General features: G+C 68.0%; 28 protein-coding genes, 5 tRNA genes and 1 pseudogene. 18 read left to right on the forward strand and 16 right to left on the reverse strand.

Annotated elements, in window-relative coordinates:
- Window positions 1-8 precede the first annotated feature (8 nt).
- The 12 genes and pseudogenes from TA3x_RS01485 to TA3x_RS01540 all read right to left on the reverse strand — a co-directional run bounded on the left by TA3x_RS01485 (window position 9) and on the right by TA3x_RS01540 (window position 8,086).
- The gene (locus TA3x_RS01485) at window positions 9-1,208 is read right to left on the reverse strand and encodes a glycosyltransferase (protein ID WP_435018332.1); all 1,200 of its coding nucleotides are present in this window, start codon (window positions 1,206-1,208) and stop codon (window positions 9-11) included.
- Entirely contained in the window at window positions 1,205-1,612 is a 408-nt protein-coding gene (locus TA3x_RS01490; RefSeq protein ID WP_435018333.1) for a hypothetical protein, read from the reverse strand. Before TA3x_RS01490 ends, TA3x_RS01485 begins: the two co-directional genes overlap by 4 nt.
- Complete coding sequence (locus tag TA3x_RS01495; RefSeq protein WP_435018334.1) at window positions 1,605-2,096, reverse strand: hypothetical protein; 492 nt, start codon at window positions 2,094-2,096, stop codon at window positions 1,605-1,607. The genes TA3x_RS01490 and TA3x_RS01495 overlap by 8 nt, the downstream gene beginning before the upstream one ends.
- Window positions 2,097-2,159: 63 nt before the next feature.
- Window positions 2,160-3,368 (reverse strand): nickel pincer cofactor biosynthesis protein LarC, encoded by a 1,209-nt coding sequence (larC, locus tag TA3x_RS01500; protein WP_435018335.1) that lies wholly within the window; start codon window positions 3,366-3,368, stop codon window positions 2,160-2,162.
- Window positions 3,369-3,475: 107 nt separating this feature from the next.
- The gene (locus tag TA3x_RS01505; protein WP_435018336.1) at window positions 3,476-4,087 is read right to left on the reverse strand and encodes an HAD-IA family hydrolase; all 612 of its coding nucleotides are present in this window, start codon (window positions 4,085-4,087) and stop codon (window positions 3,476-3,478) included.
- Window positions 4,088-4,127: 40 nt separating this feature from the next.
- Window positions 4,128-4,340 (reverse strand): type II toxin-antitoxin system VapC family toxin, encoded by a 213-nt coding sequence (locus TA3x_RS01510; protein ID WP_435018337.1) that lies wholly within the window; start codon window positions 4,338-4,340, stop codon window positions 4,128-4,130.
- Between the two features lie 50 nt (window positions 4,341-4,390).
- Window positions 4,391-4,573, reverse strand: a pseudogene (locus TA3x_RS01515) (type II toxin-antitoxin system VapC family toxin); the annotation flags it as partial.
- Entirely contained in the window at window positions 4,557-4,763 is a 207-nt protein-coding gene (locus tag TA3x_RS01520; RefSeq protein ID WP_435018338.1) for a hypothetical protein, read from the reverse strand. The gene TA3x_RS01520 and the pseudogene TA3x_RS01515, both read right to left, overlap by 17 nt.
- A gap of 6 nt (window positions 4,764-4,769) precedes the next feature.
- Window positions 4,770-5,564: an HD domain-containing protein gene (locus TA3x_RS01525; protein ID WP_435018339.1), complete on the reverse strand. Its 795-nt coding sequence runs from the start codon at window positions 5,562-5,564 to the stop codon at window positions 4,770-4,772.
- A 3-nt stretch (window positions 5,565-5,567) separates the two neighbouring features.
- Window positions 5,568-6,164: a cysteine hydrolase family protein gene (locus tag TA3x_RS01530; RefSeq protein ID WP_435018340.1), complete on the reverse strand. Its 597-nt coding sequence runs from the start codon at window positions 6,162-6,164 to the stop codon at window positions 5,568-5,570.
- Window positions 6,165-6,317: 153 nt separating this feature from the next.
- On the reverse strand, window positions 6,318-6,470 hold the full coding sequence (locus TA3x_RS01535) for a DUF2256 domain-containing protein (RefSeq protein WP_435018341.1): 153 nt from the start codon (window positions 6,468-6,470) through the stop codon (window positions 6,318-6,320).
- A 17-nt stretch (window positions 6,471-6,487) separates the two neighbouring features.
- On the reverse strand, window positions 6,488-8,086 hold the full coding sequence (locus TA3x_RS01540) for an FAD-dependent oxidoreductase (protein WP_435018342.1): 1,599 nt from the start codon (window positions 8,084-8,086) through the stop codon (window positions 6,488-6,490).
- A gap of 197 nt (window positions 8,087-8,283) precedes the next feature.
- Between TA3x_RS01540 and TA3x_RS01545 the strand changes: the two genes are divergently transcribed.
- Window positions 8,284-9,366 carry an ADP-ribosylglycohydrolase family protein gene (locus TA3x_RS01545; RefSeq protein WP_435018343.1) on the forward strand — a complete coding sequence of 361 codons (1,083 nt, stop codon included), beginning with the start codon at window positions 8,284-8,286 and terminating at the stop codon, window positions 9,364-9,366.
- Between the two features lie 119 nt (window positions 9,367-9,485).
- Window positions 9,486-10,649 carry a flavodoxin-dependent (E)-4-hydroxy-3-methylbut-2-enyl-diphosphate synthase gene (gene ispG, locus TA3x_RS01550; protein ID WP_435018344.1) on the forward strand — a complete coding sequence of 388 codons (1,164 nt, stop codon included), beginning with the start codon at window positions 9,486-9,488 and terminating at the stop codon, window positions 10,647-10,649.
- Here the strand turns inward: ispG and TA3x_RS01555 are convergent.
- The 4 genes from TA3x_RS01555 to TA3x_RS01570 are packed head-to-tail and all read right to left on the reverse strand — an operon-like array spanning window position 10,646 to window position 14,216.
- The gene (locus TA3x_RS01555; protein WP_435018345.1) at window positions 10,646-11,533 is read right to left on the reverse strand and encodes a class I SAM-dependent methyltransferase; all 888 of its coding nucleotides are present in this window, start codon (window positions 11,531-11,533) and stop codon (window positions 10,646-10,648) included. The genes ispG and TA3x_RS01555 overlap by 4 nt on opposite strands.
- A gap of 12 nt (window positions 11,534-11,545) precedes the next feature.
- Window positions 11,546-12,124, reverse strand: coding sequence for a Uma2 family endonuclease (locus TA3x_RS01560; RefSeq protein ID WP_435018346.1), 579 nt, complete (start codon window positions 12,122-12,124; stop codon window positions 11,546-11,548).
- A 25-nt stretch (window positions 12,125-12,149) separates the two neighbouring features.
- Window positions 12,150-12,725 (reverse strand): Uma2 family endonuclease, encoded by a 576-nt coding sequence (locus TA3x_RS01565; protein ID WP_435018347.1) that lies wholly within the window; start codon window positions 12,723-12,725, stop codon window positions 12,150-12,152.
- A gap of 39 nt (window positions 12,726-12,764) precedes the next feature.
- A complete protein-coding gene (locus TA3x_RS01570) occupies window positions 12,765-14,216 on the reverse strand; it encodes an NAD-dependent succinate-semialdehyde dehydrogenase (RefSeq protein WP_435018348.1) in 1,452 nt (483 codons plus the stop codon).
- A 244-nt stretch (window positions 14,217-14,460) separates the two neighbouring features.
- Here TA3x_RS01570 and metG point away from each other — a divergent pair, with 244 nt between their 5' ends.
- The 16 genes from metG to rplL all read left to right on the forward strand — a co-directional run bounded on the left by metG (window position 14,461) and on the right by rplL (window position 24,094).
- A complete protein-coding gene (gene metG, locus TA3x_RS01575) occupies window positions 14,461-16,047 on the forward strand; it encodes a methionine--tRNA ligase (protein ID WP_435018349.1) in 1,587 nt (528 codons plus the stop codon).
- Between the two features lie 107 nt (window positions 16,048-16,154).
- Window positions 16,155-16,316 (forward strand): hypothetical protein, encoded by a 162-nt coding sequence (locus TA3x_RS01580; RefSeq protein WP_435018350.1) that lies wholly within the window; start codon window positions 16,155-16,157, stop codon window positions 16,314-16,316.
- A 9-nt stretch (window positions 16,317-16,325) separates the two neighbouring features.
- Complete coding sequence (locus TA3x_RS01585) at window positions 16,326-17,822, forward strand: aldehyde dehydrogenase family protein (protein ID WP_435018351.1); 1,497 nt, start codon at window positions 16,326-16,328, stop codon at window positions 17,820-17,822.
- 151 nt (window positions 17,823-17,973) lie between these two features.
- A tRNA-Thr gene (locus TA3x_RS01590) sits at window positions 17,974-18,046 on the forward strand.
- Between the two features lie 73 nt (window positions 18,047-18,119).
- Window positions 18,120-18,201 (forward strand) — tRNA-Tyr (locus tag TA3x_RS01595).
- 104 nt (window positions 18,202-18,305) lie between these two features.
- Window positions 18,306-18,376 (forward strand) — tRNA-Gly (locus TA3x_RS01600).
- Window positions 18,377-18,449: 73 nt separating this feature from the next.
- Window positions 18,450-18,522 (forward strand) — tRNA-Thr (locus TA3x_RS01605).
- Between the two features lie 168 nt (window positions 18,523-18,690).
- A complete protein-coding gene (tuf, locus tag TA3x_RS01610) occupies window positions 18,691-19,902 on the forward strand; it encodes an elongation factor Tu (protein WP_435018352.1) in 1,212 nt (403 codons plus the stop codon).
- Window positions 19,903-20,025: 123 nt separating this feature from the next.
- Window positions 20,026-20,178, forward strand: coding sequence for a 50S ribosomal protein L33 (gene rpmG, locus TA3x_RS01615; RefSeq protein WP_435018353.1), 153 nt, complete (start codon window positions 20,026-20,028; stop codon window positions 20,176-20,178).
- Between the two features lie 87 nt (window positions 20,179-20,265).
- Window positions 20,266-20,338: transfer RNA gene (locus TA3x_RS01620), tRNA-Trp, on the forward strand.
- Window positions 20,339-20,394: 56 nt separating this feature from the next.
- Window positions 20,395-20,928: a preprotein translocase subunit SecE gene (gene secE, locus TA3x_RS01625; RefSeq protein ID WP_435018354.1), complete on the forward strand. Its 534-nt coding sequence runs from the start codon at window positions 20,395-20,397 to the stop codon at window positions 20,926-20,928.
- Between the two features lie 65 nt (window positions 20,929-20,993).
- Window positions 20,994-21,578 carry a transcription termination/antitermination protein NusG gene (gene nusG / locus TA3x_RS01630; RefSeq protein ID WP_435018355.1) on the forward strand — a complete coding sequence of 195 codons (585 nt, stop codon included), beginning with the start codon at window positions 20,994-20,996 and terminating at the stop codon, window positions 21,576-21,578.
- Between the two features lie 83 nt (window positions 21,579-21,661).
- Window positions 21,662-22,087, forward strand: coding sequence for a 50S ribosomal protein L11 (rplK, locus tag TA3x_RS01635; protein ID WP_435018356.1), 426 nt, complete (start codon window positions 21,662-21,664; stop codon window positions 22,085-22,087).
- Between the two features lie 150 nt (window positions 22,088-22,237).
- Entirely contained in the window at window positions 22,238-22,915 is a 678-nt protein-coding gene (gene rplA / locus TA3x_RS01640; RefSeq protein WP_435022271.1) for a 50S ribosomal protein L1, read from the forward strand.
- Between the two features lie 78 nt (window positions 22,916-22,993).
- Entirely contained in the window at window positions 22,994-23,551 is a 558-nt protein-coding gene (rplJ, locus tag TA3x_RS01645) for a 50S ribosomal protein L10 (RefSeq protein ID WP_435018357.1), read from the forward strand.
- A 132-nt stretch (window positions 23,552-23,683) separates the two neighbouring features.
- Entirely contained in the window at window positions 23,684-24,094 is a 411-nt protein-coding gene (gene rplL, locus TA3x_RS01650; RefSeq protein WP_435018358.1) for a 50S ribosomal protein L7/L12, read from the forward strand.
- Window positions 24,095-24,137: the final 43 nt, after the last annotated feature.

Genomic DNA, 24,137 nt, shown 5'->3' on the forward strand with positions numbered 1-24,137 from the left:
GCTCGGGTTCAGGTCCGGGGCTTCGTCGCGGCCGGCCCGGCGTAGGCGGTGCCCCGCCAGGTGACGCGGCCGGTCACGCACATCTGGATGGCACGATACAGTATCACGTCCAGGACGATCCCCGCCACCGGATACCAGCCGACGTAACGCGAGCGCGGGACCGACAGGACGTACAGGCGTTGCAGCACCGTGATGGCGAAGACGTGGTGCGCCACGCTCAGCCCCAGGAGCCACCAGGTGAACGGGTCGCGGCGACCCATCGCCAGCAGGACCAGCGCCACCGCCAGCGCGACGTGGGCGGTCTGGCTGAAGAACAAAGGGTCGAGCCCCTTGCGCAGCAGCTTCCAGGGGTCCCGGCCGAGGGCGTCGTAGAGGATCCGGCTCCAGCCCCGGATGAGTTGCGAGAGCGACGTGTACATCCGGGTCGAGCCGATCTCCGGGGCGATGGCGGTGCGGATCGCGTAGCCGGCCCTCTTGACGGCCTTGGCCAGGTAGATGTCCTCGACGAACTTGTCGCGCACCCCCTCGTGTCCGCCGGAGGCCTCGTAGGCGTCGCGGCGGATCAGGATGTACTGGCCGTTGGCGAACGCCAGCTTCTTGCGGGGGTCGTTGACCCAGAACAGGGGGAACGACTGGACCAGGACGATCCCCAGCAGCGGCTGCACGACCTGCTCCCAGAAGCTCTCGCAGCGCATCTCCGGCAGGATGCTGGCCAGGGCCGCGTCGTGCGACCGGGCGTACTCCAGGACGATCGAGAGGCTATCGGGCTCGTGGCGGGTGTCGGAGTCGAGGAACCAATACCACTGCCCCCGGGCCTGCTGGGCCGCGACGTGCAGGGCGTGGGTCTTGCCGGTCCAGCCGGGGGGCAGGTCCTCGATCGTGATCACCCGGATTCGCGGGTCGATCGCGGCGGCCTCGCGGGCGATCGCGCCGGTGCGGTCGGTGCTGCGGTCGTCGATGACCAGGATCTCGAAGTTCGGATACGTCTGGGCGCGGACCGAGTCCAGGCAGAAGCGCAGGGTCGCTTCCTCGTCCTTGGCCGGGATGATCGCCGAGACCAGGGGCGGGTCGGGGGCGGTCCAGAGGGGGGAGCGGAGGGTGAGGAAGTCGAGGCGCTTGAACGCGTAGATCAGGACGAGGTGGCGGATCGGCCACATGGCGATCAGGCCGGCGTAGATCCAGAGGATCGTGCGTTGCGTGGGCGTCATCGGGACCTTTCGTCGGCGCCGGGCACGGATCGGCCCCCGCGCGGATAGGCCAGGGCGCCCAGCCCGAGGGCGGCGACCCAGAACGGGGCGATCGTCGGCAACGCGGGGTCGACATACCAGCCGTGGGCCAGCCCGAGCGGGACCGCCAGGGCGGCGACCGCCGCGGCGATCACCCGGAATTTGCCCGGCCCCGCGCGGAGCGTGGCGTAGGCGATGGCCACCAGCCCCAGCAGGAGCAGCATCGCCAGCCGGTGGGCCTGGAGCGTGCCGCCGGGCGGGGCCTCGGTGATCTCCCGATCCCGGAGCAGCCACCCGCTGGCCGCGATCCCGGCGGAGGCGGCGACCAGGATGTTGAGCACGGCCGACCGCGTCCGGTCGATCTCCGAGGGCCCGGGATCATCCATCGGTCGCGGCCCCGGCGGTGGCGGGCAGGCGGCGGCGGAGGCCGAGGATCAGCTCGACCTGGCCGATCGGGTAGCCGGTGTGCCCGGCGATGGTCGCGGCGGGCGTGCCGGCGTCGGCCAGGGCCCAGACGTCGGCGAAGCGTCGATCCATGTCGCTCGCGGCCGGCGGCTTGGTGATCTCCAGCCGGGGCACGGCGATCAAGGTGGGGCCGGCCTCGGCCACCTCCGCCGGGTCGGCCCGGAACCCGGCCCTCGGCCCGGACGGCCTCGACGGCGCCGGGACGACGACCAGGGACGCCGGCACGATCGGCGTCGGCGCGAAGGGCGGCTCGATGGGGATGATCACCGGCTCGGCCCGCGCGGGCCGCTCCACGATCGCCGAGAGGGCGTGGATGCGTCGCCAGAGGATGAAGCAGACCGAGGCCAGCGCGGCCAGCCCCAGCCCCAGGGTCGCGGTCAGCGTGGTGTGCCATGCCGTCAGCATGCGCGAGTCCCTCCTTGGATTGCCGACGGCCCCGAGGCCGATCGGTCGCGTCGCGCGTTGGGATTAATGGTCGTGGGGATGCGGGGGGACCGGCTCGGGCGTCGCCGGGGCGGGCCGGCCGTAGGCGGCATGGGCGGCGTCGTAGACCTCGCGGAGCGCCACGTTCTGCTCCGCGGCGACCCGGGCGCAGTCCTCGTATTCGGGGCTGAAGGTGGGCGGGCGGCCCTCGATCCAGCCGAGCTTCCCCCGGACCGGGCCGAACGGGGTTTCCACCGTGGCGGCCTGCCGCTTCAGCTTGTGGCGGCCGACCTCGTAGCGGCGGATGCCCAGCGTGGTCGTCTCGCGGAACAGGATCTCTTCCAGGGGTGCGATCTTCGCCCGGTCGCACAGGACCGAGATCATCGTGCCGGGCCGGTTCTTCTTCATCTGGATCGGCGTGAGGAAGGTGTCCAGGGCCCCGGCGGCCATCAGCAGCGTGGTGGTGTGGCCGATGATCTCGCCCGGCAGGTCGTCGATGTTGGTTTCCAGCACCCAGATCCGGTCCGACGCGGCCGGGGTGTCGACCTGCCCGATGAACAGCCGGACGACGTTGGCCTGCTCGGCCAGCTCCCGGGTGCCGGCCCCCAGGCCGATCGTCTCGATGGTCATGGCGGGCAAGGGCCCGAACCGCTCGACGACCGTGGCCAGGATCGCGGCGCCGGTGGGGGTGGTCAGCTCGAAGTTTGATTCCGACGCGGCCAGCGGGATCCCCTTGAGCAGCTCGGCCGTGGCCGGCGCCGGGATCGACATCCGGCCGTGGGCGGCCCGCACCCAGCCCTTGCCGGTGGGGATCGCGCTGGCCTCGAACCGATCGACGCCCAGCAGGTCCAGGCCGACCGCCGCGCCGCAGATGTCCACGATCGAGTCGACGGCGCCGACCTCGTGGAAGTGGACCTGGGAGATGTCGGTCCCGTGCACCTGCGCCTCGGCCTCGCCCAACCGGCGGAAGATCCGTTTGGCCGTGTCCTGCTGGCGGGGGGTCAGGGTCGACGCGTCGATGATCGCCTCGATCTGGTGGAGCCGGCGGTGGGCGTGCTCGGGGACGGTGATCACGTTGGCGTAGGTCGAGCGGAACTCGCCCCGGCGGACGGCGTCGAACGTCACCTCGCAGGGCAGCCCCAGGCTGGCGACCGCCGACTGGATCGCGCGGGGATCGACCCCGGCATCGACCAGGGCGCCCAGCGTCATGTCGCCGGAGATCCCGCTGAAGCAGTCGAAATAACCGATGCGCACGCCGATGGACCCCCGCACTCCGCCCGCCACCTCGCAACGACCCGGCCCGTCATTCTAGCCGGGCCCCCCCGCCGCACAAGGCGGATCGTCGCAGAGGACTCCCGGCCTCAGGCCGTCACGCCCCGATCGGCCAGGACCCGGCGGAGGTCGTCGAGCCCCCGGAACTGGGCCGCATTCAGGCCCAGGGCCTGCGCGACTTCGACGTTCATGGCCCGGTCGTCGATGAACAGGGCGTGGTCGCGGTGGCACGCGGCGATGCCCAGGGCGTTCAGGTAGATGTCCTCATCCGGCTTCGCCTGCCCCAGATAGCACGAGGTCAAGAACCCCCGGAAGATGCCGGCCAGCCCGAACTTCTCGACCCGGTGCTCGTGCAACTCGCGCGACTCGTTGTTCAGCGTATAAAGCCGATATCGCCCCGTCTCGGCCAGGGCGCGGAGGAAGTCGAGCGTTTCCCCCAACTTTTCCGACTGGTCGAACATGAACGCCTTGAAATCGTCCGCCGTGAACGGCCGGGGCTCGTGGAAGATCGCCCGGGCGATGTAGTGGTCCAGGGTGTGCCGGCCGGTCTCGAAGGCCGTCTTGAGCATCTCGTGCCGGGCCTGGAACTCCTCGAAGTCGATCCCGAAAGTCTCTGCCGCTTTTTTCCGGGCGCCGGTGTCCCAGCCGTTGGTGAGCAGCACGCCCCCGACATCGAAGAACAGGGTCGGCACGTCGGCCATGATCAGGATTCCTCGGGGCAGAAGTTCAGAAGTCGATAGCTCAGGGTGTAATGACGTTGATGCCTTCGAAGCGACGAAAGTCGGCGACGTTGAACGTGCAAATCGTCGTCACGCCGTTCTCGAGCGCCGTCGCGGCAAGTTGAAGATCGAAGATTTTCGCCTTGGTGATGGACCACTGGCGGGCCAGATTGAGCCAGCGAGGGACGGTACTTGCGGGTACGGGGAGCAGCGTGATCCCCGGCAGAGCAAGCAATGCCTCGACATCTCCACGGCCTCGCCCGCGGCGAGCGGAGCCTTGACCCGCCGTGGATTGGTGATGACAGAGAAGAATTCCGTCAGGGTTTGCGGACTGACGCAAAAGGGCCTCTCGCCTGTCGCGGCCTGACTCAGTATCAAGCGGGAGCGACCGTGATGCTCCGATTCCTCATCGAGCGCATAAACGAAAATGTTGGTGTCGATGAGGACTGCGTCAGACGCGGTCGTCATAGATTTCTTCCCGAGAAAGAGTCCCGATGACACCGAGTTTTCTTCGGGGAAATTCGATCGGACTGGGATGGGAGGGAGCTTTATCGTCCTTCCCGACATCCGAAGCGAGTTGGCGTCGGAACGTCTCGGCGACGGCTTTCACCGCCTGGGCGAATGGTTCGGGGAGATCGCTGACGTCGATCGTGTCCATCTCGGGTCACTCCAGATACGCTTCGCGTTCCAGGCCGGCCAGGTAGTCCAGGGCTTCTTCGATGGTGCCGACGGGGACGCCCGGGACGCGGCCGGCGGCGTCGATCTCGCGGAGGGCGGCGAGGTCGTCGCGGAAGTCGGCGTCGTCGGGGGTCGATCCCGTCCGCACGTCGTGGAATCCCGCGATCAGCGCGAGGGTCCGCTCGGGGATCGAGCCCCGCAGCGCCTCGACGCCGGCCGGCCCCGGTTCTCGCGGGTCGATCGCCTTGCCGACGTCGTGCAGCAGCGCCGCCAGGAGGAATTCCTCGTCGTAGGGGTGGGCGTCGCGGGCCCGTTCGAAGACCTGCAGGCTGTGGAACAGGGCATCCCCCTCGGGGTGGGTCCGCGGGTCCTGCTTGACCGCCTCCAAAGGGGCCAGGCGGAGCCGGTAGACGGCGAACCGATCCAGCAGGTCGGCCAGCCGCGCGGGGCCGCCCTCGGTGCCGGGCTCGGGCGCCTCGTCGCCGGGCCCGCCCCCGGCGCGGGCCAGGATGATCACCTGCTCGCGGACCTCGGAGTCGGCGGGCAGGTCGCCCGGCCGGACGCTGTGGCCGAGCACGGCGGCGGCCTTCCTCTTGGCGGCGTAGAAGGCCGACTCGGGGGCCTCGGCCAGCCAGTCGAGCGAGGCGGGCGTGCCGATGGACTCATCCACTTCGGCGGCCGAGCGGAGCATCCTCCGGGCGGCCTCGACGGCGATTTGACGGCGGAGCCGATCGTTGGCGAGCGGCGTCCGGTGGCGTTTCTTGAACTGGTCGGGTCGCATGCTTCAATCTCCGCATACGACGTCCGTGATCGTCAAGAGCGCCCCGCGGTCGGCGAAGCCGGTCAGGTGCTCGGCCTCGGCCTCCGGCTCGACGGCGCGGACGGCGTCGACCACCACGGCGACCCGGTGGCCGTGCCGCAGGAGGCCGTCCACGGCGCAGGCCACGCAGTAGTCGGTGGCCACCCCGTAGACCACGAAGGTGGGCCGATCCCGGCCGTAGACCTCCAGCACGCGGGGCAGGTCCGGGCGGGAGAACACGTCGTACTGCTGCTTGGGGATCGTCAGGTGCGGCACCGGCGCCTCGGGCACCGGGCCGCCCGAAGTGAGCACCCGGGAATCGGGCCAGGCCGTCTCCTCGACCCGTTCCTGGCCGGGCGTGCCGGACAGGCAGTGGGGCGGGAAGGTGGCGAATTCCTCGTCGTCGGGCGCATGGTCGCAGGCCGTCGCCAAAACGGGGATGCCCCGGTCGCGCGCGAACCGGGTCAAACGCGCCAGGTTCGGCCGGATCGCCTCCGAGCCCGCGATCCACAGCACCCCGTCGGGGTCGAGGAAGTCGCGCTGGGTGTCCACATCGACGAAGACGAGGGGTCCTTCGAGCATGGTCGATCTCCGTTGTTTCCACCGTAAGGCCTGTGCGACGGTCCAATCAAACCGGGACGCAATCCTTGGGATGGCCGAAGGTTCGGCCCGGTGGGTCTGTTTTTCCTCGGCCGGGATGGCGCCGTCGGTGGGTCTGTTTTTCCCGATCGAGGGTCAGGCCGGTGGGTCTGTTTTTCCTTTGCGGCGGCAGGCGTCGCTGCAATAGACCACCCGGTCCCAGTCCCGCTCCCACTTCTTCCGCCAGGCGAACCGCCGATGGCACGCCGGGCAGACTTTCTCGGGCAGGGTCGGCTTTCGGTGTGCCATTCGGGGTCACCCATGCGTCAGGGGCGGGGGAGGTCCAGCACCACCCCGGCCGCCTGGAGGCGGGCTTTCAATTGATCGTAGGGGAGCTGGTCGGCGGGAATGTTGGCCTTCGCCACGAGCGTGGCGGCGATGCCGCTGCTCTGGCCGAGGGCCATCCAGGTCGGTTCGACGCGGACCGAGCAGAAGGCGACGTGGGTGGACGACAGGCAGACCGGGACGAGGAGGTTGTCGCACTCCGAGGGCTGGGGCAGCAGGCTCCGATAGGGGATGTGGTGGGGATAGCCGATGGCTCGATCTTTCATCCGGACCGGGAAGATGGTCCCTTCGTTGATGAACCCCCCGCCCGGGGTCGGGATCCGCTGGCAGTCGTGCGAGTCGATCGGGAACGAGCCGACGGCGACCGCGTCGGGCTTGGTCGGTTCGGTGAGGATGTCGGCCTGGGTCAGGACGTGGACGCCGACCATCCGGCGGGCCTCGCGGATGTAGAGCACCGGCGGCCAGTGGCCGTGATCGGGGAACTCGTCCTTCGCCAATCCCAGGGTCTGGGCCCGCGTGCGGATCGGCTCGGGGACGCCGTCGTCATGGGCCAGGAACCAGAGGAACCCGTGGGTGTACGATTTGTGTTCCTCCCAGATCGCCCGACGGCGTTCGGGCGACCCCTCGGGCCAGTCCACGCTGGCGCCCACCAGCCCGATCGAGAATTGCTTGCCGATGCCGTTGTTGCCGTCGAGCTTGCCGCCGGGGATCGGGTAGAGGTCGATCGGGAACGGGGTCTTCGGGTCGGCGGCGAAGGCCCGCCGGTACAACTCATACCGGGCCGGGTCGTAGTCGGCGGGCTTTTCGATCGCCACCCGGTTGGCCGGGTCGTCGGTCAGGCAGAGGCGGAAGCTGTAGACCATGATCTTGCCGTCGGCCCGGGTCGGGTCGCCCGCGTCCTTCGCGGTCATCAGCGGCAGCAGGCGGCCATCGGCGCCGAACGGCGAGGCGGCGACCTCCTTCTTCGGGTAGCGATGCCCGGCCAGGGACTCGCCGTGCTCCTCCTTCGTCTCGCGGCCGACCTTGGACCGGACCCCGGCGCGGGCCATCAGGTCCCCCTCGTAGCTCGCATCGATGAAGGCCCGTCCCTCGATCTCGGCGCCGCCCGTCGTGGCCAGGCGGCGGATCCTCGGCCCGTCCTTATCGAGCCGGGCGATGCCCTGGCCCAGGAACAATGCCACCTTGGCCTCGCGGAGCATGTCGCGGAAGACCTTGTCGGCGACGTGGGGCTCGTAGGTCCACTTCGCCTGATCCTTCACCCGGACCTGATACGGCAGTGTGACCCCCTTGTCCGCATAGTGCTTCTCGATCCGGAGATGGACTTCCTCGAACAAACCCAACAGGGTCTCGCGGGCGGTCTGGTTCGAGTCGCTGAAGCTCAACCCGCTGGTCATCATCCCGCCGACCCAGTCCATCGGCTCGACCACCGCGACGGTCGCCCCCTCGCGGCTCGCCGCCACCGCCGCCAGGACCCCCGAGGGCGTCGACCCGTACACCACGACGTCGAACCGCTTCGGCTCCGCGGCCCGGGCATCGGCCGAGATCAGCCCGAGGGCGAGGAGAACGCAAAAAGACCGCATGGACGAGCCTCCCGGGAGGGGTGGAGGATGCGAACGGGACCGGCATCCGGGGCGGGCGATGATACCACCGCCCGAGGGCCTTTGCATGGCCCGACCCCGACCCGATCGGATCGCGGTCGTACTCTTGTCAGTGGATTGATGTCCTGCGATCCTGGATCCGTCGATCCGGCCTGGATGGCCCGAGGGGGAGATTGCTGATGGGTGCGAAGCTGGCGGTTTCAAACGATGGGGAGTCGGCAACGGTCTGCCCGCCCGACGACCGGATCGCCGCGACGCTGCTGGGCACGGCCCTGGGCGATGCCCTGGGATTGCCCGCCGAGAGGATGACCGCGCGGTCGATCGCGAGGCGGTTCGGGCGGATCGATCGGTTCCGGCTGCTGGGGCGGACGGGGTTCGTGTCCGACGACACCGAGCAATCGGCCCTGGTGGCCCAGGCCCTGGCCCTCCACCCCGACGACCTCGACCGTTGCGTCCGGGTGTTCCGCCGTTCCCTGTTCGGCTGGGCCTGCCGGCTGCCCTGGGGCGTGGGGCTGGGGACCCTGCGTGCCTGCGGTCGGATCGGCCTGGGGTTGCGGCCGACCGGGGTGATGTCGGCGGGCAACGGCGCGGCGATGCGGGCGGCGGTGGTCGGGGCCTTCTTCCGCGACGCCGACGACCCGCGCCGGCTCGCCTTCGGCCGGGCGCTGGCCGAGGTCACCCATCGCGACTCCCGGGCCGTCGAGGGGGCCCTCTACGTCGCCGAACTGGCCGCCGCTTGCGCCCGAGGCGAGGCCGGGTCGGGCTTCGAAGGCCCCCAGGAGGTGGCCCGCCGGGTCGTCACCGAACCCCAACTGGCCGCGGCCATCGTCCGGGGGCGGGATCACGCCCGATCCGGTTCGGGCATCGCCGAAGCGGCTGTATCATGCGGGACGTCCGGCTTTGTCGTCCACACGCTCGCGTTCGCGACTTACGCCCTGCTGCTGGATGGCGACGATCCGATGCGGTGCCTGGCCGGGGCGATCGCCGCGGGAGGCGACACCGACTCGATCGCGGCCATCCTCGGCGCCTGGCTCGGGGCCGGCCACGGCCCGGGTGCCCTCCCTCACGAACTGGTCGATCGCATTCACGACGGCCCGTTCGGCCCGACCCACCTCCGGGGCCTGGCCGCCGCGCTGGAACGGATCCGGTCGGGCGAGCCCGCCCGTGTCCCCCGCTATTCGCGGTCGGCCGCGCTAGGGCGGAACCTCGCGTTGTATCCGGTCATCCTGGGGCATGGCTTCCGGCGGCTGGTGCCCTTTTGAGGGCCGCGCGTCGCCTTGACCCTCTCCGGGACGAGGATGTACCATAGACGGTGGACGCATGGTGGCGTGGTCGATAGCCGCAAAGGCCGACACGAACAGGCAATTGGGACACGGCGACGATGGCCTACAGCACGACGGTGAGCCGGCACAAGGTGCGCGAGGTCGGCATCGGCGACCAGGTGGTCGGCGGCGACAAGCCGATCCTGGTCCAGTCGATGACGACGACCAACACCTTCGACATCGAGGAGACGATCGCCCAGATCCACCGGCTCGAAGAGGCCGGGTGCGAGATGGTCCGCGTGACCGTCCCCAAGAAGGCCGACGTGGAAGCCTGCGCCGCGATCAAGCCGAGGATCAAGCTGCCGCTCATCGCCGACATCCACTTCGACTATCGGATGGCGCTGGCCTGCCTGGACGCCACCACCGCCGACGGCAAGAGGGCCGTGGACAAGATCCGGATCAACCCGGGCAACATCGGCGGGGTGGAGCGGTTCAAGGAGGTCGTCCGCAAGGCCCGCGACAAGGGCGTGCCGATGCGGATCGGGGTTAACTCCGGCAGCCTGGAAAAGGACCTGATCGAGAAGTACGGCTTCCCCTGCCCCGAGGCGATGGTCGAGAGCGCCCTGCGGGCCATCGAGATCTGCGAGTCGCTGGATTACCGCCAGATCATCGTCTCGCTCAAGGCCAGCCACGTCCCGACCGCCGTCGAGTGCTACACCCAGTTCGCCGCCCAGAGCGGCTACCCGACCCACGTCGGGATCACCGAGGCGGGCTCGCGCGAGTACGGCACGCTCAAGAGTTCGGCGGGCATCGGCGCGATCCTCCTGCGGGGCATCGGCGACACGATCCGGGTCTCCCTGCTGGGCGACCCGGTCCCGGAGATCGCCGCCGGCTTCGACATCCTCCGCGCCTGCGACCGCCGGGTGAACCGGCCCGAGGTGGTCGCCTGCCCGACCTGCGGCCGGCTCGACATCGACCTGGAGCGGATCGTCGCCGAGGTCGAGGCCAAGATGGCCCACCTCAAGGACCCCCTGCGGATCAGCATCCTCGGCTGCCTGGTCAACGGCTTCGGCGAGGCCAAAGAGGCCGACCTCGGCATCGCCGCCGGCTCGGGCAAGGGCGTCATCTTCAAAAGGGGCGTGCCGATCCGCCACGTCAAGGAGGCCGACATGGTGGAGGCCCTCCTCGAAGAAGTCGCCCGGTTCGCCGAGGACACCCCGGCCCTCAAGTCGTTCCAGGACAAGGCCGACCGTAAGGCCGCCGCCCTCACCGTGATCAACTAGCCGACCCGGCGGGCGACGTAGACCTGGGCCACGTCGTCCTCGGTCGTCGGGCCGAATCGGACCTCGACCTCGAACCCGGCCCGCCGGACGAGGTCGGGGAAATCGGCCCCGAACTCGGTGAAGACCGGGTAGCCGACATCCCCGCCGGGATGGCAGATCGGCGGGGCCAGGTCGACCTTCGTCCCGTCCGGTTCGAGCCGGGCGCGGGCGAAAGTGAGCGGGACGCCCGGTAATAATGGGACGGTGAAGACGTGCCGCCCGCCGGGGGCCAGGACGCGGCGGATCTCCCGCAGAGCGGCTTCCAGGTCGGGCACGTGCTCCAGCGTCTCGGACGTGAGCACCAGGTCGAACGCCCCATCCGGATAGGTCAACCGGGTCAGGTCCTCGCTCCGGACCCCATCGATGACGCTCCCCGGTTCGGCCCCGTCGCGGTAGTCCGACGCCTCGAACCGGGGCAGTCGGGCCAGGATTTCGTGGAGCCCTTCGACCCGGTTGAACTCGGCCACCCGGAGCGATCGGGCCGCCGCAGTTTCGACCCAATCCGCCATCGATCGGGCGGGCCGAACATCGGTCGGATACAGATCGAGCAGGACGCGGGCCAGCCGCCGGGCCCGGAGCTTGGCCCCGCAATGTGAGCAGTCGTCGGTCTCTTTGTGGACGACCGCCGTCGCGACCCGGGTCGTCAACCCCCACCGCCTCCGCAACTCGGCCGGGATCGCCCGGGGTCGGTGGAGATACAAGGCCAACGTGCCGCAAACCTCGCAGCGACCCCAGCGACGTTGGCCGATCGAGCCGGCCACCTCGCCCACCTTCCAGGCGAGGTGATGACCGCCGTTCCAGGCGGGTAAGAGCAACCGTTTGAGCCAGAGGGGAGGTCGGGGCATGGCCGGCGGGGCTCAATCCTCGAAGAGGTCGGCCACGGCCACGCGGAACCCGGGCAGGTAGGGGTCGGCCGACAGTTCATCGCCGATGGAATACGACCTGGCGGGGTGATCCGGCCGATGGACCATGACGATGCGGAAGTCGGGATCGACGACCCACACGACCGAGCCCGATTGGAGGTACGCCTCGACCTTGGCCACAACATCCTCATGCTTGTCCGATGGCGAAAGGACCTCGACGGCGAGCGTCGGAGGGCCATCGTAATAGGGCTGTTTTCGGGGAGTGGCGGCGACCAATGCCGCGGAGGCATAGGCCACGTCGGCCCCGACGAGGATGTCAGGATCACGACGGAGGCGAAACCCGCCATCCCCGGTGGCAATGCGCCCACGCGGGAGTGGTTGCGTCCGGAGCCACCCCTTGAGGGCGAAGGCGACGTTCGTGACCACGCCGCTATGGACCCAGTTGCGGACCGTCATCGAATCCTCAAGCGTGTAGACCTGGCCGTCGAGGAGCCACCGTTCCCTGCCATCATCGGGCAGGGCCATGAACTCCTCGGCGGTCATCAACCTCGTCACGGGGTCGGCGGCGCTCATGGCTGTGCCTCATGCTCGGCGGGGCTCAATCCTCGAAGAAGTCGGCCACGGCCACGCGGAACCCGGGCAGGTAGGGGTCGGCCGCCAATTCATCCCCGATGGAATGGGGCCGTGGTGGGTGGTCCGGCCGATGGACCGTGACGATGCGAGAGTAGGGGTCGACGATCCAAACCACCGAACCTGCCGCGAGATAGGATTCGGTCTTGCTCAGGATGTCGCCCAGGGTGTCCGATGGAGAAAGGATTTCGACGGCGAGTACCGGAGGCCCGTCGTAGAAGGCCTGAGTTCGTGGAGTCGCGGCGGCAAGGGCGGCGGAAATGTAGGCGATATCCACGCCGACGAGGATGTCGGGATTACGACGCAGCACGCATCCCGCCTCGCCACCGACGAACTTTCCCCTCGGCCTGGGTTGTTGAACCAACCAGTTCCTCAGGTACGTCCCGATCGTGATCAGGGCTTCGCTATGGACCCAGTTGCGGGCCGTCATCGAGTCCTCGTTGATGTGAAGTTGGCCGTCGTGGAGCCACCGTTCCCGGCCGTCGTCGGGCAGGGCCATGAACTCCTCGGCGGTCATCAGCTTCGGCGACTCGGCGATGCTCATGGTCCCTCCCCGTCCGGATGACGCGTGGCTCTCGGCCGATCAGGCCCGCAGGCCGATCGAGACGTACTTGGTCTCCAGGTAGGCGTCCAGGCCTTCGATGCTCAATTCGCGGCCGAGGCCGGATTCCTTCATGCCGCCGAACGGGCACTGGGGGGTGGCGGGCACGGGGTCATTGATCCCGATGATGCCGGCTTCCAGCCCCTCGGCCATCCGGGTGGCCACGGTCAGGTCGTTGGTGAAGACGTAGGCGGCCAGGCCGTAGGGGGTGGCGTTGGCGGCGGCGATCACGTCGTCGAGCTTGCTGAAGTCGAGCAAAGGCATGACCGGGGCGAACGGCTCCTCGGTCATCAGCCGCATCGAGCCGTCGACCTCGCGGAGGATGGTCGGCTCGAAGAAGTAGCCCTTGTCGAACCGGGACGAGCGATCGCCGCCGGTCAGGATCTTCGCCCCCCGGCCCTTGGCGTCGTCGACCAGCGACCGGGTCTTGTCCAGCGCCTGCTCGGCGAACATCGGGCCGACCTGCGTCCCCTCGTCGAGCCCGTTGCCGAGCTTGAGCTTCTTGGTCAGCTCGACGGCGGCGTCGGCGAAATCCTGGCTGATCTTCTCGTGGATGTAGAACCGCGACGGGGCGATGCAGACCTGGCCATTGTTGCGGAACTTGCCGAGCACGGCCGCCTGGGCCACCTGCGCCACGTCGGCGTCCGGGAAGACGATCAGCGGGGCATGCCCGCCCAGTTCCAGGCTGAGCCTTTTCACGCCGTCGGCCGAGCGGCGGATGAGTTCCTTGCCCACGCGGGTCGAGCCGGTGAAGCTGATCTTCCGCACGGCCGGGTGGGCGAACAGGGCATCGGCGAACTCCACCGCGTCGCCGATCACCAGGTTGGCCACGCCCTTGGGCAGCCCGGCGTCTTCCATGCAGCGGAACAGGTGGATCATGGTCATCGGCGTCTGGTCGGCCGGGCGGCTGACCACGGTGCAGCCGGCGGCCAGGGCCGGGGCGATCTTGCGGCTGACCATCGCCGACGGGAAGTTCCACGGGGTGATCGTGCCGACCACGCCGATCGGGTGCTTGATCGCCATGTGCCGCTTGGTCGCCGCCGTCGGCGGGATGATCCGGCCGTAGGACCGCTTCCCCTCCTCGGCGAACCACTCGAACGTGTCGGCGGTGTGGTTGACCTCCCCCTTGGCCTCGGCCAGGGGCTTGCCCTGCTCCTGGGTCAGCACCCGGGCGATCGTCTCGACCCGTTCGCGGATCAATTCGGCCGTCTTCTTGAGGATCTTGGCCCGGTCGTAGGCCGTGAGCGCCTTCCAGGCCGGCATGGCCCGCGCGGCGGCCTCGATCGCGCGATCGGCCTCGGCCCGGCCGCCGTAGGCCACCTCGCCCAGGGTCGATTCGTCGGCCGGATTGATCACCGGCAGCGTCTTCCCGCCGTCGGCGTCGCTCCAGTTGCCGTCGATGTACATCCGGGTCGGGGCGTCGGCGGTGGCCATGGGAATCAACCTTGGGTGCGGAGAGGGTCGAAGTGGCGGGGAGAACCCCCGGTTCCAGATGGCTCCACCATAACGGCCGGCGGGCTCGCAAGGCAATCCGACCATCGCGCCGATCGGATGGCCCCCGCCCCGGCGATGCCGTAAGATGAGGGCCGAACGCCGGGAGGTCGGCCCGTGTCGAATCTCCCGGCGGTCGCCCCCTCGCATCCCGGGGGGGACCGGGGCGACGGATCGAGGCGCGACGATGGGCAGCAGCTTTTATATCACGACGGCGATCGACTATCCCAACAGCCGGCCCCACATCGGCACCGCGTTCGAGAAGATCGGCGCCGACGTCCAGGCCCGGTTCCGCCGGATGGAAGGGGACGCCGTCCACTTCCTGATGGGCAACGACGAGAACACGATCAAGGTCACCCAGCGCGCCGCCGAACTCGGGGTCGAGCCCAAACCCTACGTCGACGACATGGCCCGCCAGTTCCGGTCGGTCTGGGAGGCGTTGGAGATCTCCAACGACGACTTCATCCAGACCAGCGAGGAACGCCACCACGTCGGCTGCCAGAAGTTCATCCAGGCCGTCTATGACGCCGGGGACATCTACAAGAAGGCGTATACCGGCCTGTACTGCGACGGCTGCGAGGCCTTCAAGACCGAGAAGGAGATCGTCGACGGCCGCTGCCCGAACCACCCAAATCGGGAGCTGAGGCAGGTCGAGGAGGAAAATTACTTCTTCCGCCTGTCCGCGTTCGCCGACCGCCTGCTGGCCCACTACGAGGCCCACCCGGACTTCATCCAGCCCGAGAGCCGCCGCAACGAGATCCTCAGCCTGGTCAAGGCCGGCCTCCAGGATGTGTCGATCAGCCGCAAGGGGTTCACCTGGGGCATCCCGGTCCCGTTCGACCCGAACCAGACCATCTACGTCTGGTTCGATGCCCTTCTCAATTACGTGACCGCCATCGGCTACGGCACGGACCCGGAGCGATTCGACCGGACCTGGCCGGCCGACGTCCACGTCATCGGCAAGGACATCACCCGGTTCCACTGCGCCCTCTGGCCCGCCATGCTGATGTCGGCCGGCCTGCCGTTGCCCAAGCGGGTGTTCGGCCACGGCTTCGTGTATCGCAAGGACGAGTCGACCGGCGAGTTGCAGAAGCTCAGCAAGAGCCTGGGCAACGTCGTCGAGCCGATGGACATCGTCGAGCAGTTCTCGGCCGAGGGGTTCCGGTTCTATTTCATGGACCAGTGCCCGTTCGGCGGCGACGGCGAATTCTCGTTCGAGCGCTTCGCCGAGACGTACAACGCCAAGCTCGCCAACAACCTGGGCAACCTCTACAGCCGCACCTTGTCGATGTGCGTCAAGTACTTCGGCGGGACCCTGGCCAACGCCGCGACCATCGACCCGACCGCCTGGCGCGCCGGGCTCGACCTCGCCGCGCTGGCCGATCGGCTCCGCGATCAGGTCGGGGCGTTCCAGTACAACACGGCGTTGCTGGCCATCTGGACGGAAGTGCTCGACGCCGCCAACCGCTACATCGAGGTCACCAAGCCGTTCACCCTGGTCAAGAGCGACCCGGCGGCCACCGAGGTCGTCATGGTCAACCTGGCCGACGCCCTCCGCGCCGTGGCGATCCTGATCAAGCCGTTCCTGCCGGCGACGGCGGAAACCTTCTACCGGGCATTCAACTTCGCGGAGGCACGCGGCTGGGACGACGTCCGGTATGCCGACGCCGCGACGCCCACGTCCGGGATCCCGCTCCGGGTCACGGCCGACCTCGTCGACGGCAAGCCGGCCCCCCTGTTCCCCAAGATCGACCTGAAGGCCGGGGCCCGGTGAACCGGCCATCCTCGGGTTTGGCACGCGAGATGCTCTAGGTCCGGCTACCACTCGTGAATTCACCCGAGGATGGCTTAATACCCGCATACTTCCGACCGGAGCCGACCATGGGCAACGATAACCTGGCCGTCACTTTGACCCCCGCGTTGTTCGAGAAGCTCTCCGCCGAGGCGAAGGCCCTCGACGTGCCCCTGGAATGGTTGGTGGCCTCGCTGGTCCTCGATACCTTCGAGACCCCCGGTCCGAAACCCCTGCGGACCGCCGCCTGATCGGTCCCGATGCGTAGGATCGAGGCCGACGACGCCCTGGTTGCCCGCAATCCCGCAACCGGGGCCGTCCTCGGCCGGGCCTCCCCCACCGATCCCGACGACGTGGCCGGCATCGTCGAACGGGCCCGCGTCGCCCAGCAGGACTGGGGACGCACGTCCCACCGGGAGCGCCGCGAGGCCCTGCGTCGCTGGTGGCGCATCCTGGCCCGCGACTCCGACGCCTGGGCCCTGGCCATCCGGGATGCTATCGGCAAGCCCTCGAACGAGGCGATGGGCGAGGTGCTCGCCGCCCTCGACGCGGTCCGCTGGACGGTCCTGAATTCCGGCAAGGCCCTGGCCGACCAACGCATCGGGCCGGGCTGGCAAAGGGCCATGCTGATCCCTCCGGCACGCCTGCGCTGGATGCCCGTCGGCGTCGTCGGCATGATCGGGACCTGGAACTACCCGCTCTACCTCAACGCCCCGCCCATCGCCCAGGCGGTGGCAGCGGGCAACGCCGTGGTCTGGAAGCCCTCGGAACTGGCGGCGGGGCTGGGCGTCAAGCTTCAGCAGAGCATCGACGAAGCCGGCTTCCCCTCCGGGCTGGTGGCTGCCGTCCACGGCGGGCCCGAGGTCGGCCGTGCCCTGGTCGCCTCGCGCATCGACCAGGGGATGTTCACCGGCGGCGTGGAGGCCGGCCGGAGCATCATCGGCGAACTGGGACGGCGCGGGATCCCCTGCGTCGCCGAACTGTCGGGGTTCGACCCGGCCGTGGTCCTGCCCGACGCCCCCCTGCCCTCGACCGCCCGCTCCCTGACCTGGGCCGCCTTCGTCGGCGCGGGCCAGGCGTGCGTCGCCGTCAAGCGGATCTACGTGATCGGCGACGCCTCGCCCTGGGCCGACGCCCTGGCGGCCGGCGCGGCCGCCCTTCGCGTCGGCGATCCCACGGCCGGAAATGTGGACCTCGGGCCGATGATCTCCGCATCCGCCCGCGACCGGTTCCAGGCCATGATCGAGCGAGCCGTCGCCGCGGGGGGCCGGATCCTGGTCGGGGGACGCCCCGCCGAGGGGCCGGGCTGGTTCTACCCACCGACGGTCTTGCTCGCCTCCGATGGAGGTCCCGAGGCCGCCCTGGCGGGCTGCTTCGGCCCGGTCGTGGTGGTGCGCGGCGTGCCCGACGACGAGGCCGCGGTGTCCGCCGTCAACGCAAGCCCCTACGGCCTGTCGGCCAGCGTCTGGGGCCGCGATCGAGGTCGTGCCGATCGGATCGCCCGCCGCCTGGAAGCCGGCATGGTCTCGATCAACGATGCGGTGACGTACTCGGCCCATGCGGCCGCCCCCTTCGGCGGCCTCAAGGCCAGCGGTTTCGGGAGGGTCGGCGGCGTGGCAGGCCTGCGCGGGCTGGCGCAGCCGCAGGTCATCCACGCCCGATCGCCCGGGGGCTTCCGGCCCCAACTCTTCCCTTACTCCGACCGACTGGCCGGATTGATGACCCTCTACCGCCGCTGGTTCCACCCTTCGCGGTGAGCCAGGAGGCCGGGACGGTGCGAATTCAGGCCCACGATGACATCCAGGAAGCGTCAACACAGGCGGAGGATCGAAAATGAGGGAGCCACGGGAAAGATGGCTTGCGGAATGAAATTGAGCCGGTATATTAACCCTTCCGCAGCACGTCCTGGCTGGCGTAGCTCAATCGGCAGAGCACCGGTTTTGTAAACCGACGGTTGTGAGTTCGACTCTCACCGCCAGCTCTCTCGCGACGAACAACAGCCGGGACTGCACACTGGCAATGCAGACGCCGGGACGGTAAAAGAGAAGCAGATCGGGTGGATACCCAAGTGGCTAAAGGGGCCAGACTGTAAATCTGGTGGTTCTACCTTCGCAGGTTCGAATCCTGCTCCACCCACTCCGATGGTCAAAACGGATCTCGAGGAATCGGCCTACTGAAGAGATGAGACAGGTTCTGGAATCTTGCCCCTTGGCGAAGTTCCTTCGACGGTGGGATTGCCTGCGGGTGTAACTCAATGGTAGAGTACCTGCCTTCCAAGCAGGCAACGTGGGTTCGATTCCCATCACCCGCTTCGAGGTCCGACGGAAGAAGTTCCTAGCGAAGTTCGCCCGGGCATGGATCCCCGCTAAAAACACCCCGAATATGCTGCCGTGGCTCAGTTGGTAGAGCGCGTCCTTGGTAAGGACGAGGTCCTGGGTTCAAATCCCAGCGGCAGCTTTCGAGATCGTCCCTCCCGGCCCCCAAGAGGTGGCCGGGAGGGACGTCTCGTGTTCCGCATCCATGCCCGACCGCCCGGCGGCGCATCAGACCGTCGGTCAAGACACGCGGCGGCCACGGTGGACCCGCCACCACGCCCTCGATTTCCAGGAGACGACGGGAGCAACGATGGCCAAGGAAACGTTTAATCGGACGAAACCGCACGTCAACGTGGGCACGATCGGGCACATCGACCACGGCAAGACGACCCTGACGGCCGCCCTGCTGGCCGTCCTGGCCGCTCACGGCCAGGCCAAGGCGAAGGCGTACTCGGAAATCGCCAAGGGCGGTACGGTCCGCGACGCCAACAAGACCGTGACCATCGCCGTCTCCCACGTCGAGTACGAGAGCGAAGCCCGCCACTACGCTCACATCGACTGCCCGGGCCACGCCGACTATATCAAGAACATGATCACCGGTGCCGCCCAGATGGACGGCGCGATCCTGGTGGTCTCCGCGGCCGACGGCCCGATGCCGCAGACCCGCGAGCACATCCTCCTGGCCCGCCAGGTCGGCGTCCCCGCGCTGGTGGTCTTCCTCAACAAGATCGACCTGGTCGACGACGAGGAACTTCTGGAGCTGGTCGAGCTCGAGCTCCGCGAGCTGCTGACCCATTACAAGTTCCCGGGCGACGAGATCCCGATCACCCGCGGTTGCAGCCGCCCGGCCCTGGAAAACCCCAGCGACCCGGTCGCCTCCAAGCCGATCCTCGACCTCGTCAAGACGATGGACGAGTACATCCCCGAGCCGGAACGGGCCATCGACAAGCCGTTCCTGATGCCGATCGAGGACGTGTTCTCGATCAAGGGGCGTGGTACGGTCGGCACCGGCCGTATCGAGCGCGGGATCATCAAGGTTGGCGACCCCGTCGAGATCGTCGGGTTCGACAACAACAAGACCTCGACGGTCACCGGCGTCGAGATGTTCCAGAAGACCCTCGACTCGGGGCAGGCCGGCGACAACGTCGGGATCCTGCTCCGCGGCGTGGAAAAGAACGACCTGGAACGCGGCCAGGTGGTCTGCAAGCCCGGCTCGATCACCCCGCACACCAAGTTCGAGGCCGAGGTGTATGTCCTCGGCAAGGACGAGGGCGGGCGGCATACCCCCTTCTTCAAGGGTTACCGGCCGCAGTTCTACTTCCGGACGACCGACGTGACCGGCTCGGTGCTCAACCTGTTGGCGGAAGACAACAGCGAAGCCGAGATGTGCATGCCGGGTGAAAACATCAAGATGACCGTCGAGCTGCACACCCCGGTCGCCATGGAAGCGAACCTCCGGTTCGCCATCCGTGAAGGCGGCAAGACGGTGGGTGCCGGCGTGGTGACCAAGATCCTCCAGTGAGATCGGACTGAACCTCGGCTCGTGACGGGGTGTTTCCAGGTGGGAGCGGTCTGGGTCAGGCCCGCCGCTCCATCCTCCGTCCGGGACGATCCGAACGAGACGAGATCGGTTTAGGAGCCGGCGATGCGCGAATATGTCTGGCTGGAATGCACCACGTGCGGGGAACGGAATTACCGGACCCAGAAGGAAACGCGCGGTGCCGACCGGCTCGAGCTCAAGAAGTATTGCCGCCACGAGCGGAAGCATACGCCGCACAAAGAATCCCGCAAGAAGTGAGTGATTTCGGGGCGGCCGGCGATTTCCCTCGCCTGCGCGTCCGGTTATCGCGGGCCGGGGCCATGATGTTGGCCCTGGCTGAAAGATACGAGCGTAGCTCAATTGGTAGAGCACCGGTCTCCAAAACCGGCGGTTGGGGGTTCGATTCCCTCCGCTCGTGCTCGACGGGCCGTGAGAGGTCCCGCCGATCCAGTCACCGAATGTGAGAGTGCCGTTATGGGCAAGGTGAAAGACGGAACGCCGGCGGTCAAGGCGACCAAGGTCGCCAAGGGTGGTCCCGTCGCGGCTCCCAAGGGCCGATTCTCATCGTTCCTGGCCAACCTGGCCCAGGTCGGCGTCTACAAGCCGCTCCAGGGGCGTCAGGCCCGAATCTACACGGCCGTGGCCCTCGCGTTCATCATCGTGATGGGGCTTCGCGAGCTGCAACTGACCCTGAGCGCCCAGCCGAACATCTCCATCGAAGCCTCCTACATCATCCCCACCGTGGTCGGGCTGGTGCTGGGATGGATCGCCTACCGTCTGCTCCAGTTCCCGCCCTTCGTCGAGTTCCTGATCGCCACCGAAGCCGAGATGAACAAGGTTTCGTGGACGAGCCGCGAGGATCTCAAGCGGGCCACGACCGTCGTCCTGGTCACGGTGGCGGTGATGGCGGTCTTCCTGTTCGGCGTCGACTGGCTCTGGTCGAACCTCCTCCAGGCGATCGGCGTCCTCCGCTTCCACAACACGAGCGACCTGGGCTCGACCGCTTGACTCCCGGATGATCTTCCTCCGATTGGCTCGAGTCCGGCTCTTTCCTCCATCCGCGACGGCTTCGCATGAACCAATCGACCGACGAGCCCATCGACCCGGATGCCGACCCCGCCCCCGAACTGGTCTGGTATGTCCTGAAGGTCCAGAGTAGCCGCGAGGATACGATCCGCGACGCGCTGGAACGGCGCGTCAAGATCCAGGGCTTGCAGCCGTACTTCGGGCGGATCGTGGTCCCGACCGAGAAGATCACCGAGATCCGCAACAACAAGAAGCGGACCGTCGAGCGCAAGACCTATCCTGGCTACATCATGGTCGAGATGGAGCTGAACGAGAAGACCTGGTTCACGGTCCGGGAGACCCCCGGGGTCGGCGACTTTGTCGGGGCGCATGGCACCCCGACCAAGATGACCGAGACCGAAGTCAACCAGATGCTCGGTCAGCAGGATCAGACCGACACGGCCGAGGTCGGGAAGATCAAGATCGACGTGGAGCGCGGCGATCGCGTGAAGATCAAGGATGGCCCCTTCGAAAACTTCGAGGGGACCGTCGAGGAAGTGATCGAGACCCGCGGGCTGGTGAAGGTGATGCTGATCATCTTCAATCGGCCGACGCCGGTGGACCTCGAATACTGGCAGGTGGAGCGGCTCTGAGGATCCATCGGTCCTCGGTCGAGATCTGGCCTGGCTCCGTCGGGCCTGGGCTTCAACTTAGTGCGTGAGAGGGTGGGCGGACGATGGCCAAGGTCATGACGGCGAAGGTGAAGCTCCAATGCCCCGGCGGTCAGGCGACGCCTGCTCCCCCGGTCGGCCCGGCCCTCGGCCAGCACGGCGTGAATATCGGCCAGTTCGTGATCCAGTTCAACGAACGTACCAAGGAGATGAAGGGGACCACCATCCCCGTCGAAATCACGATCTATTCCGATCGTTCTTTCGAGTTCATCACCAAGAGCCCCCCCGCCGCCGTCCTGCTCAAGCAGACCGCGGGGATCGCCTCGGGTTCCGCCGAGCCCCACAAGACCAAGGTGGCCACGGTCACCGGCGATCAGGTTCGCAAGATCGCCGAGACCAAGATGAACGACCTGAACGCTCGTGACCTCGACCACGCCTGCCGGATCATCGCCGGCACCGCGCGGAGCATGGGGATCGACGTCAAGGGTTGACCCGTGGCACGGCCCTGATGGCCGTTTCCTCGGCGTCCCGAAGCACACGATCGGTTCGATCCATTAGGGACCGGCGCGACCGCCCGTCGGTTCCCTCGATCCGATGACTTACTGATGGCGGCAGCCCTCCACCCGGAGCGCGACTCGGCGATGTATCATTCGAAGCGGTATCGGGCCCTGAGGGATAAGGTCAAGTCGCTTGACCCGATGCCCCTGGCCGACGCCCTCAAGCAATTGAAGACGTTCGGCAACACGAAGTTCAATCAGACGGTCGAGGTCTCGACCAACCTGGGAATCGACCCCCGGCAGAGCGATCAGAACGTCCGCGGTTCGGTGGCTCTCCCCCACGGGATCGGCAAGACGGTCCGCGTGGCCGTGTTCGCCCAGGGCGACAATGCCGAGAAGGCGCTCGCCGCCGGTGCGGATGTCGTCGGTGGGGATGACCTGGCCCAGAAGATCAAGGGTGGGTTCATGGACTTCGACGTCGCCCTGGCGACGCCGGACATGATGGGCGTGGTCGGCCCCCTCGGCCGGTTGCTCGGCCCGCGCGGCCTCATGCCCTCCCCCCGATCCGGCACCGTCACGACGGACATCGCCTCGGGCGTTCGCGAGTTCAAGGCCGGCAAGATCGAGTTTCGCAGCGACAAGGGGGGCAATGTGGCCGCCCCGGTCGGCAAGCTCGACTTCTCCGAGATCCAGCTCGCGGAAAACATCTCGTCGTTCCTGAACCACCTCCGGACGGTCAAGCCGGCGGCCGCCAAGGGGACGTTCATCCGGTCGATCACGATCTCGGCCACCATGAGTCCGGGCATCCGGGTCGTGGCCTGATCCGAACCTCCCTCGGAGCGGTGGGCCGAGCGGGATGGACCGAGGTCGTCCCGAGTCGCACCGGATGTTGGTTGAACTATGAGCAAGTACGTCAAAGAACTGATGATGGACCAGTTTCGGTCCGAGCTTGATGGCGACAAGTCGGTGCTGATCCTGGACCTCAAGGGCCTGGATGCGGTCTCCGAGTACCAGTTCCGCCGCGACCTCCGCAAGAAGTCGATCAAGATGCGGGTCCTGCGGAACACGCTCGCCCGTCGCGTCTTCGACGAAATGGGCATGGGCGGTCTGTCGACCTATCTCGAAGGCCCGAGCGTTGCGGTCTGGGGCGGCGACGGCGTCGCCGAGCTGGCCAAGGAGATTTCCTCCCAGGTCAAGAAGCTCAAGAAGCCCGAGATCAAGGGCGGAGCCGTCGACGGGACCGTGATCGGCCCCGCCCAGGTCGAGGATATCACCAAGCTGCCCAGCCGCGAGGCGTTGATCGCCCGCGTGGTCGGCCTGGCGATCAGCCCGGCCCAGCGTGTGATCTCGCTGGCCACGGCCCCGGCCAGCAACCTGCTCGGTCAGCTCAAGACATTGGCGGAAGGGGCACCGACCGGCGAAGGCGAGTCCGCCGACGCACCGGCCGAAGGCGCCTGATCCCAGGCATCTCGGCCATCGTCCCATGGTTTGTTGGATTTGCCGGAACGACCCGGGTGCTGATGACGCACCCTTCCCACACGAACCTCGCGCGTGCGACGCGCGATTCTCCCGAAAGGATCGGATCGAATCATGGCCACCGCCGAACTGACCTCGTTCGCTGAGAACATCAAGACCCTGGGCGACTCGATCGTCAAGCTGACCGTCCTCGAGGCCAAGGCCCTGGGCGACTACCTCGAGACGGCCCACGGCATCAAGGCCGCCGCCGCCGCCGTCGTGGCCGGCCCCGCCGCCGCCGCCGCCGCCCCGGCCGAGGCTGCCGCCGCCCAGACCGAGTTCGACGTCATGCTGGAGGCGTTCGACGCCGCCAAGAAGATCGGCATCATCAAGGTCGTCCGCGCCGCCACCGGCCTCGGCCTGAAGGAAGCCAAGGACGCCGTCGAGGCCGCCCCCAAGGCGATCAAGACGGGCGTCTCGAAGGAAGACGCCGAGAAGCTCAAGAAGGAGCTGGAAGAAGCCGGCGCCACCGTCAAGATCAAGTGATCTCGCCGGGGCCTCCCCCCCGCTCGGGGAGGCCCCGCTCGTC

This window comes from Tundrisphaera macrotermitis (assembly GCF_051175315.1).
GTDB lineage: Bacteria > Planctomycetota > Planctomycetia > Isosphaerales > Isosphaeraceae > Tundrisphaera.

Coding starts and splice junctions, on each gene's coding strand:
- tuf (WP_435018352.1), top strand. CDS start 18,691: ATGGCCAAGGAAACGTTTAATCGGACGAAACCGCACGTCAACGTGGGC.
- TA3x_RS01495 (WP_435018334.1), bottom strand. CDS start 2,096: ATGCTGACGGCATGGCACACCACGCTGACCGCGACCCTGGGGCTGGGG.
- secE (WP_435018354.1), top strand. CDS start 20,395: ATGGGCAAGGTGAAAGACGGAACGCCGGCGGTCAAGGCGACCAAGGTC.
- TA3x_RS01535 (WP_435018341.1), bottom strand. CDS start 6,470: ATGGCACACCGAAAGCCGACCCTGCCCGAGAAAGTCTGCCCGGCGTGC.
- rpmG (WP_435018353.1), top strand. CDS start 20,026: ATGCGCGAATATGTCTGGCTGGAATGCACCACGTGCGGGGAACGGAAT.
- rplJ (WP_435018357.1), top strand. CDS start 22,994: ATGAGCAAGTACGTCAAAGAACTGATGATGGACCAGTTTCGGTCCGAG.
- TA3x_RS01490 (WP_435018333.1), bottom strand. CDS start 1,612: ATGGATGATCCCGGGCCCTCGGAGATCGACCGGACGCGGTCGGCCGTG.
- rplK (WP_435018356.1), top strand. CDS start 21,662: ATGGCCAAGGTCATGACGGCGAAGGTGAAGCTCCAATGCCCCGGCGGT.
- TA3x_RS01525 (WP_435018339.1), bottom strand. CDS start 5,564: ATGCGACCCGACCAGTTCAAGAAACGCCACCGGACGCCGCTCGCCAAC.
- nusG (WP_435018355.1), top strand. CDS start 20,994: ATGAACCAATCGACCGACGAGCCCATCGACCCGGATGCCGACCCCGCC.
- TA3x_RS01540 (WP_435018342.1), bottom strand. CDS start 8,086: ATGCGGTCTTTTTGCGTTCTCCTCGCCCTCGGGCTGATCTCGGCCGAT.
- TA3x_RS01505 (WP_435018336.1), bottom strand. CDS start 4,087: ATGGCCGACGTGCCGACCCTGTTCTTCGATGTCGGGGGCGTGCTGCTC.
- rplL (WP_435018358.1), top strand. CDS start 23,684: ATGGCCACCGCCGAACTGACCTCGTTCGCTGAGAACATCAAGACCCTG.
- rplA (WP_435022271.1), top strand. CDS start 22,238: ATGTATCATTCGAAGCGGTATCGGGCCCTGAGGGATAAGGTCAAGTCG.
- TA3x_RS01560 (WP_435018346.1), bottom strand. CDS start 12,124: ATGAGCGCCGCCGACCCCGTGACGAGGTTGATGACCGCCGAGGAGTTC.
- TA3x_RS01520 (WP_435018338.1), bottom strand. CDS start 4,763: ATGGACACGATCGACGTCAGCGATCTCCCCGAACCATTCGCCCAGGCG.
- TA3x_RS01530 (WP_435018340.1), bottom strand. CDS start 6,164: ATGCTCGAAGGACCCCTCGTCTTCGTCGATGTGGACACCCAGCGCGAC.
- TA3x_RS01565 (WP_435018347.1), bottom strand. CDS start 12,725: ATGAGCATCGCCGAGTCGCCGAAGCTGATGACCGCCGAGGAGTTCATG.
- TA3x_RS01570 (WP_435018348.1), bottom strand. CDS start 14,216: ATGGCCACCGCCGACGCCCCGACCCGGATGTACATCGACGGCAACTGG.
- TA3x_RS01545 (WP_435018343.1), top strand. CDS start 8,284: ATGGGTGCGAAGCTGGCGGTTTCAAACGATGGGGAGTCGGCAACGGTC.
- metG (WP_435018349.1), top strand. CDS start 14,461: ATGGGCAGCAGCTTTTATATCACGACGGCGATCGACTATCCCAACAGC.
- TA3x_RS01585 (WP_435018351.1), top strand. CDS start 16,326: ATGCGTAGGATCGAGGCCGACGACGCCCTGGTTGCCCGCAATCCCGCA.
- TA3x_RS01555 (WP_435018345.1), bottom strand. CDS start 11,533: ATGCCCCGACCTCCCCTCTGGCTCAAACGGTTGCTCTTACCCGCCTGG.
- TA3x_RS01580 (WP_435018350.1), top strand. CDS start 16,155: ATGGGCAACGATAACCTGGCCGTCACTTTGACCCCCGCGTTGTTCGAG.
- TA3x_RS01485 (WP_435018332.1), bottom strand. CDS start 1,208: ATGACGCCCACGCAACGCACGATCCTCTGGATCTACGCCGGCCTGATC.
- ispG (WP_435018344.1), top strand. CDS start 9,486: ATGGCCTACAGCACGACGGTGAGCCGGCACAAGGTGCGCGAGGTCGGC.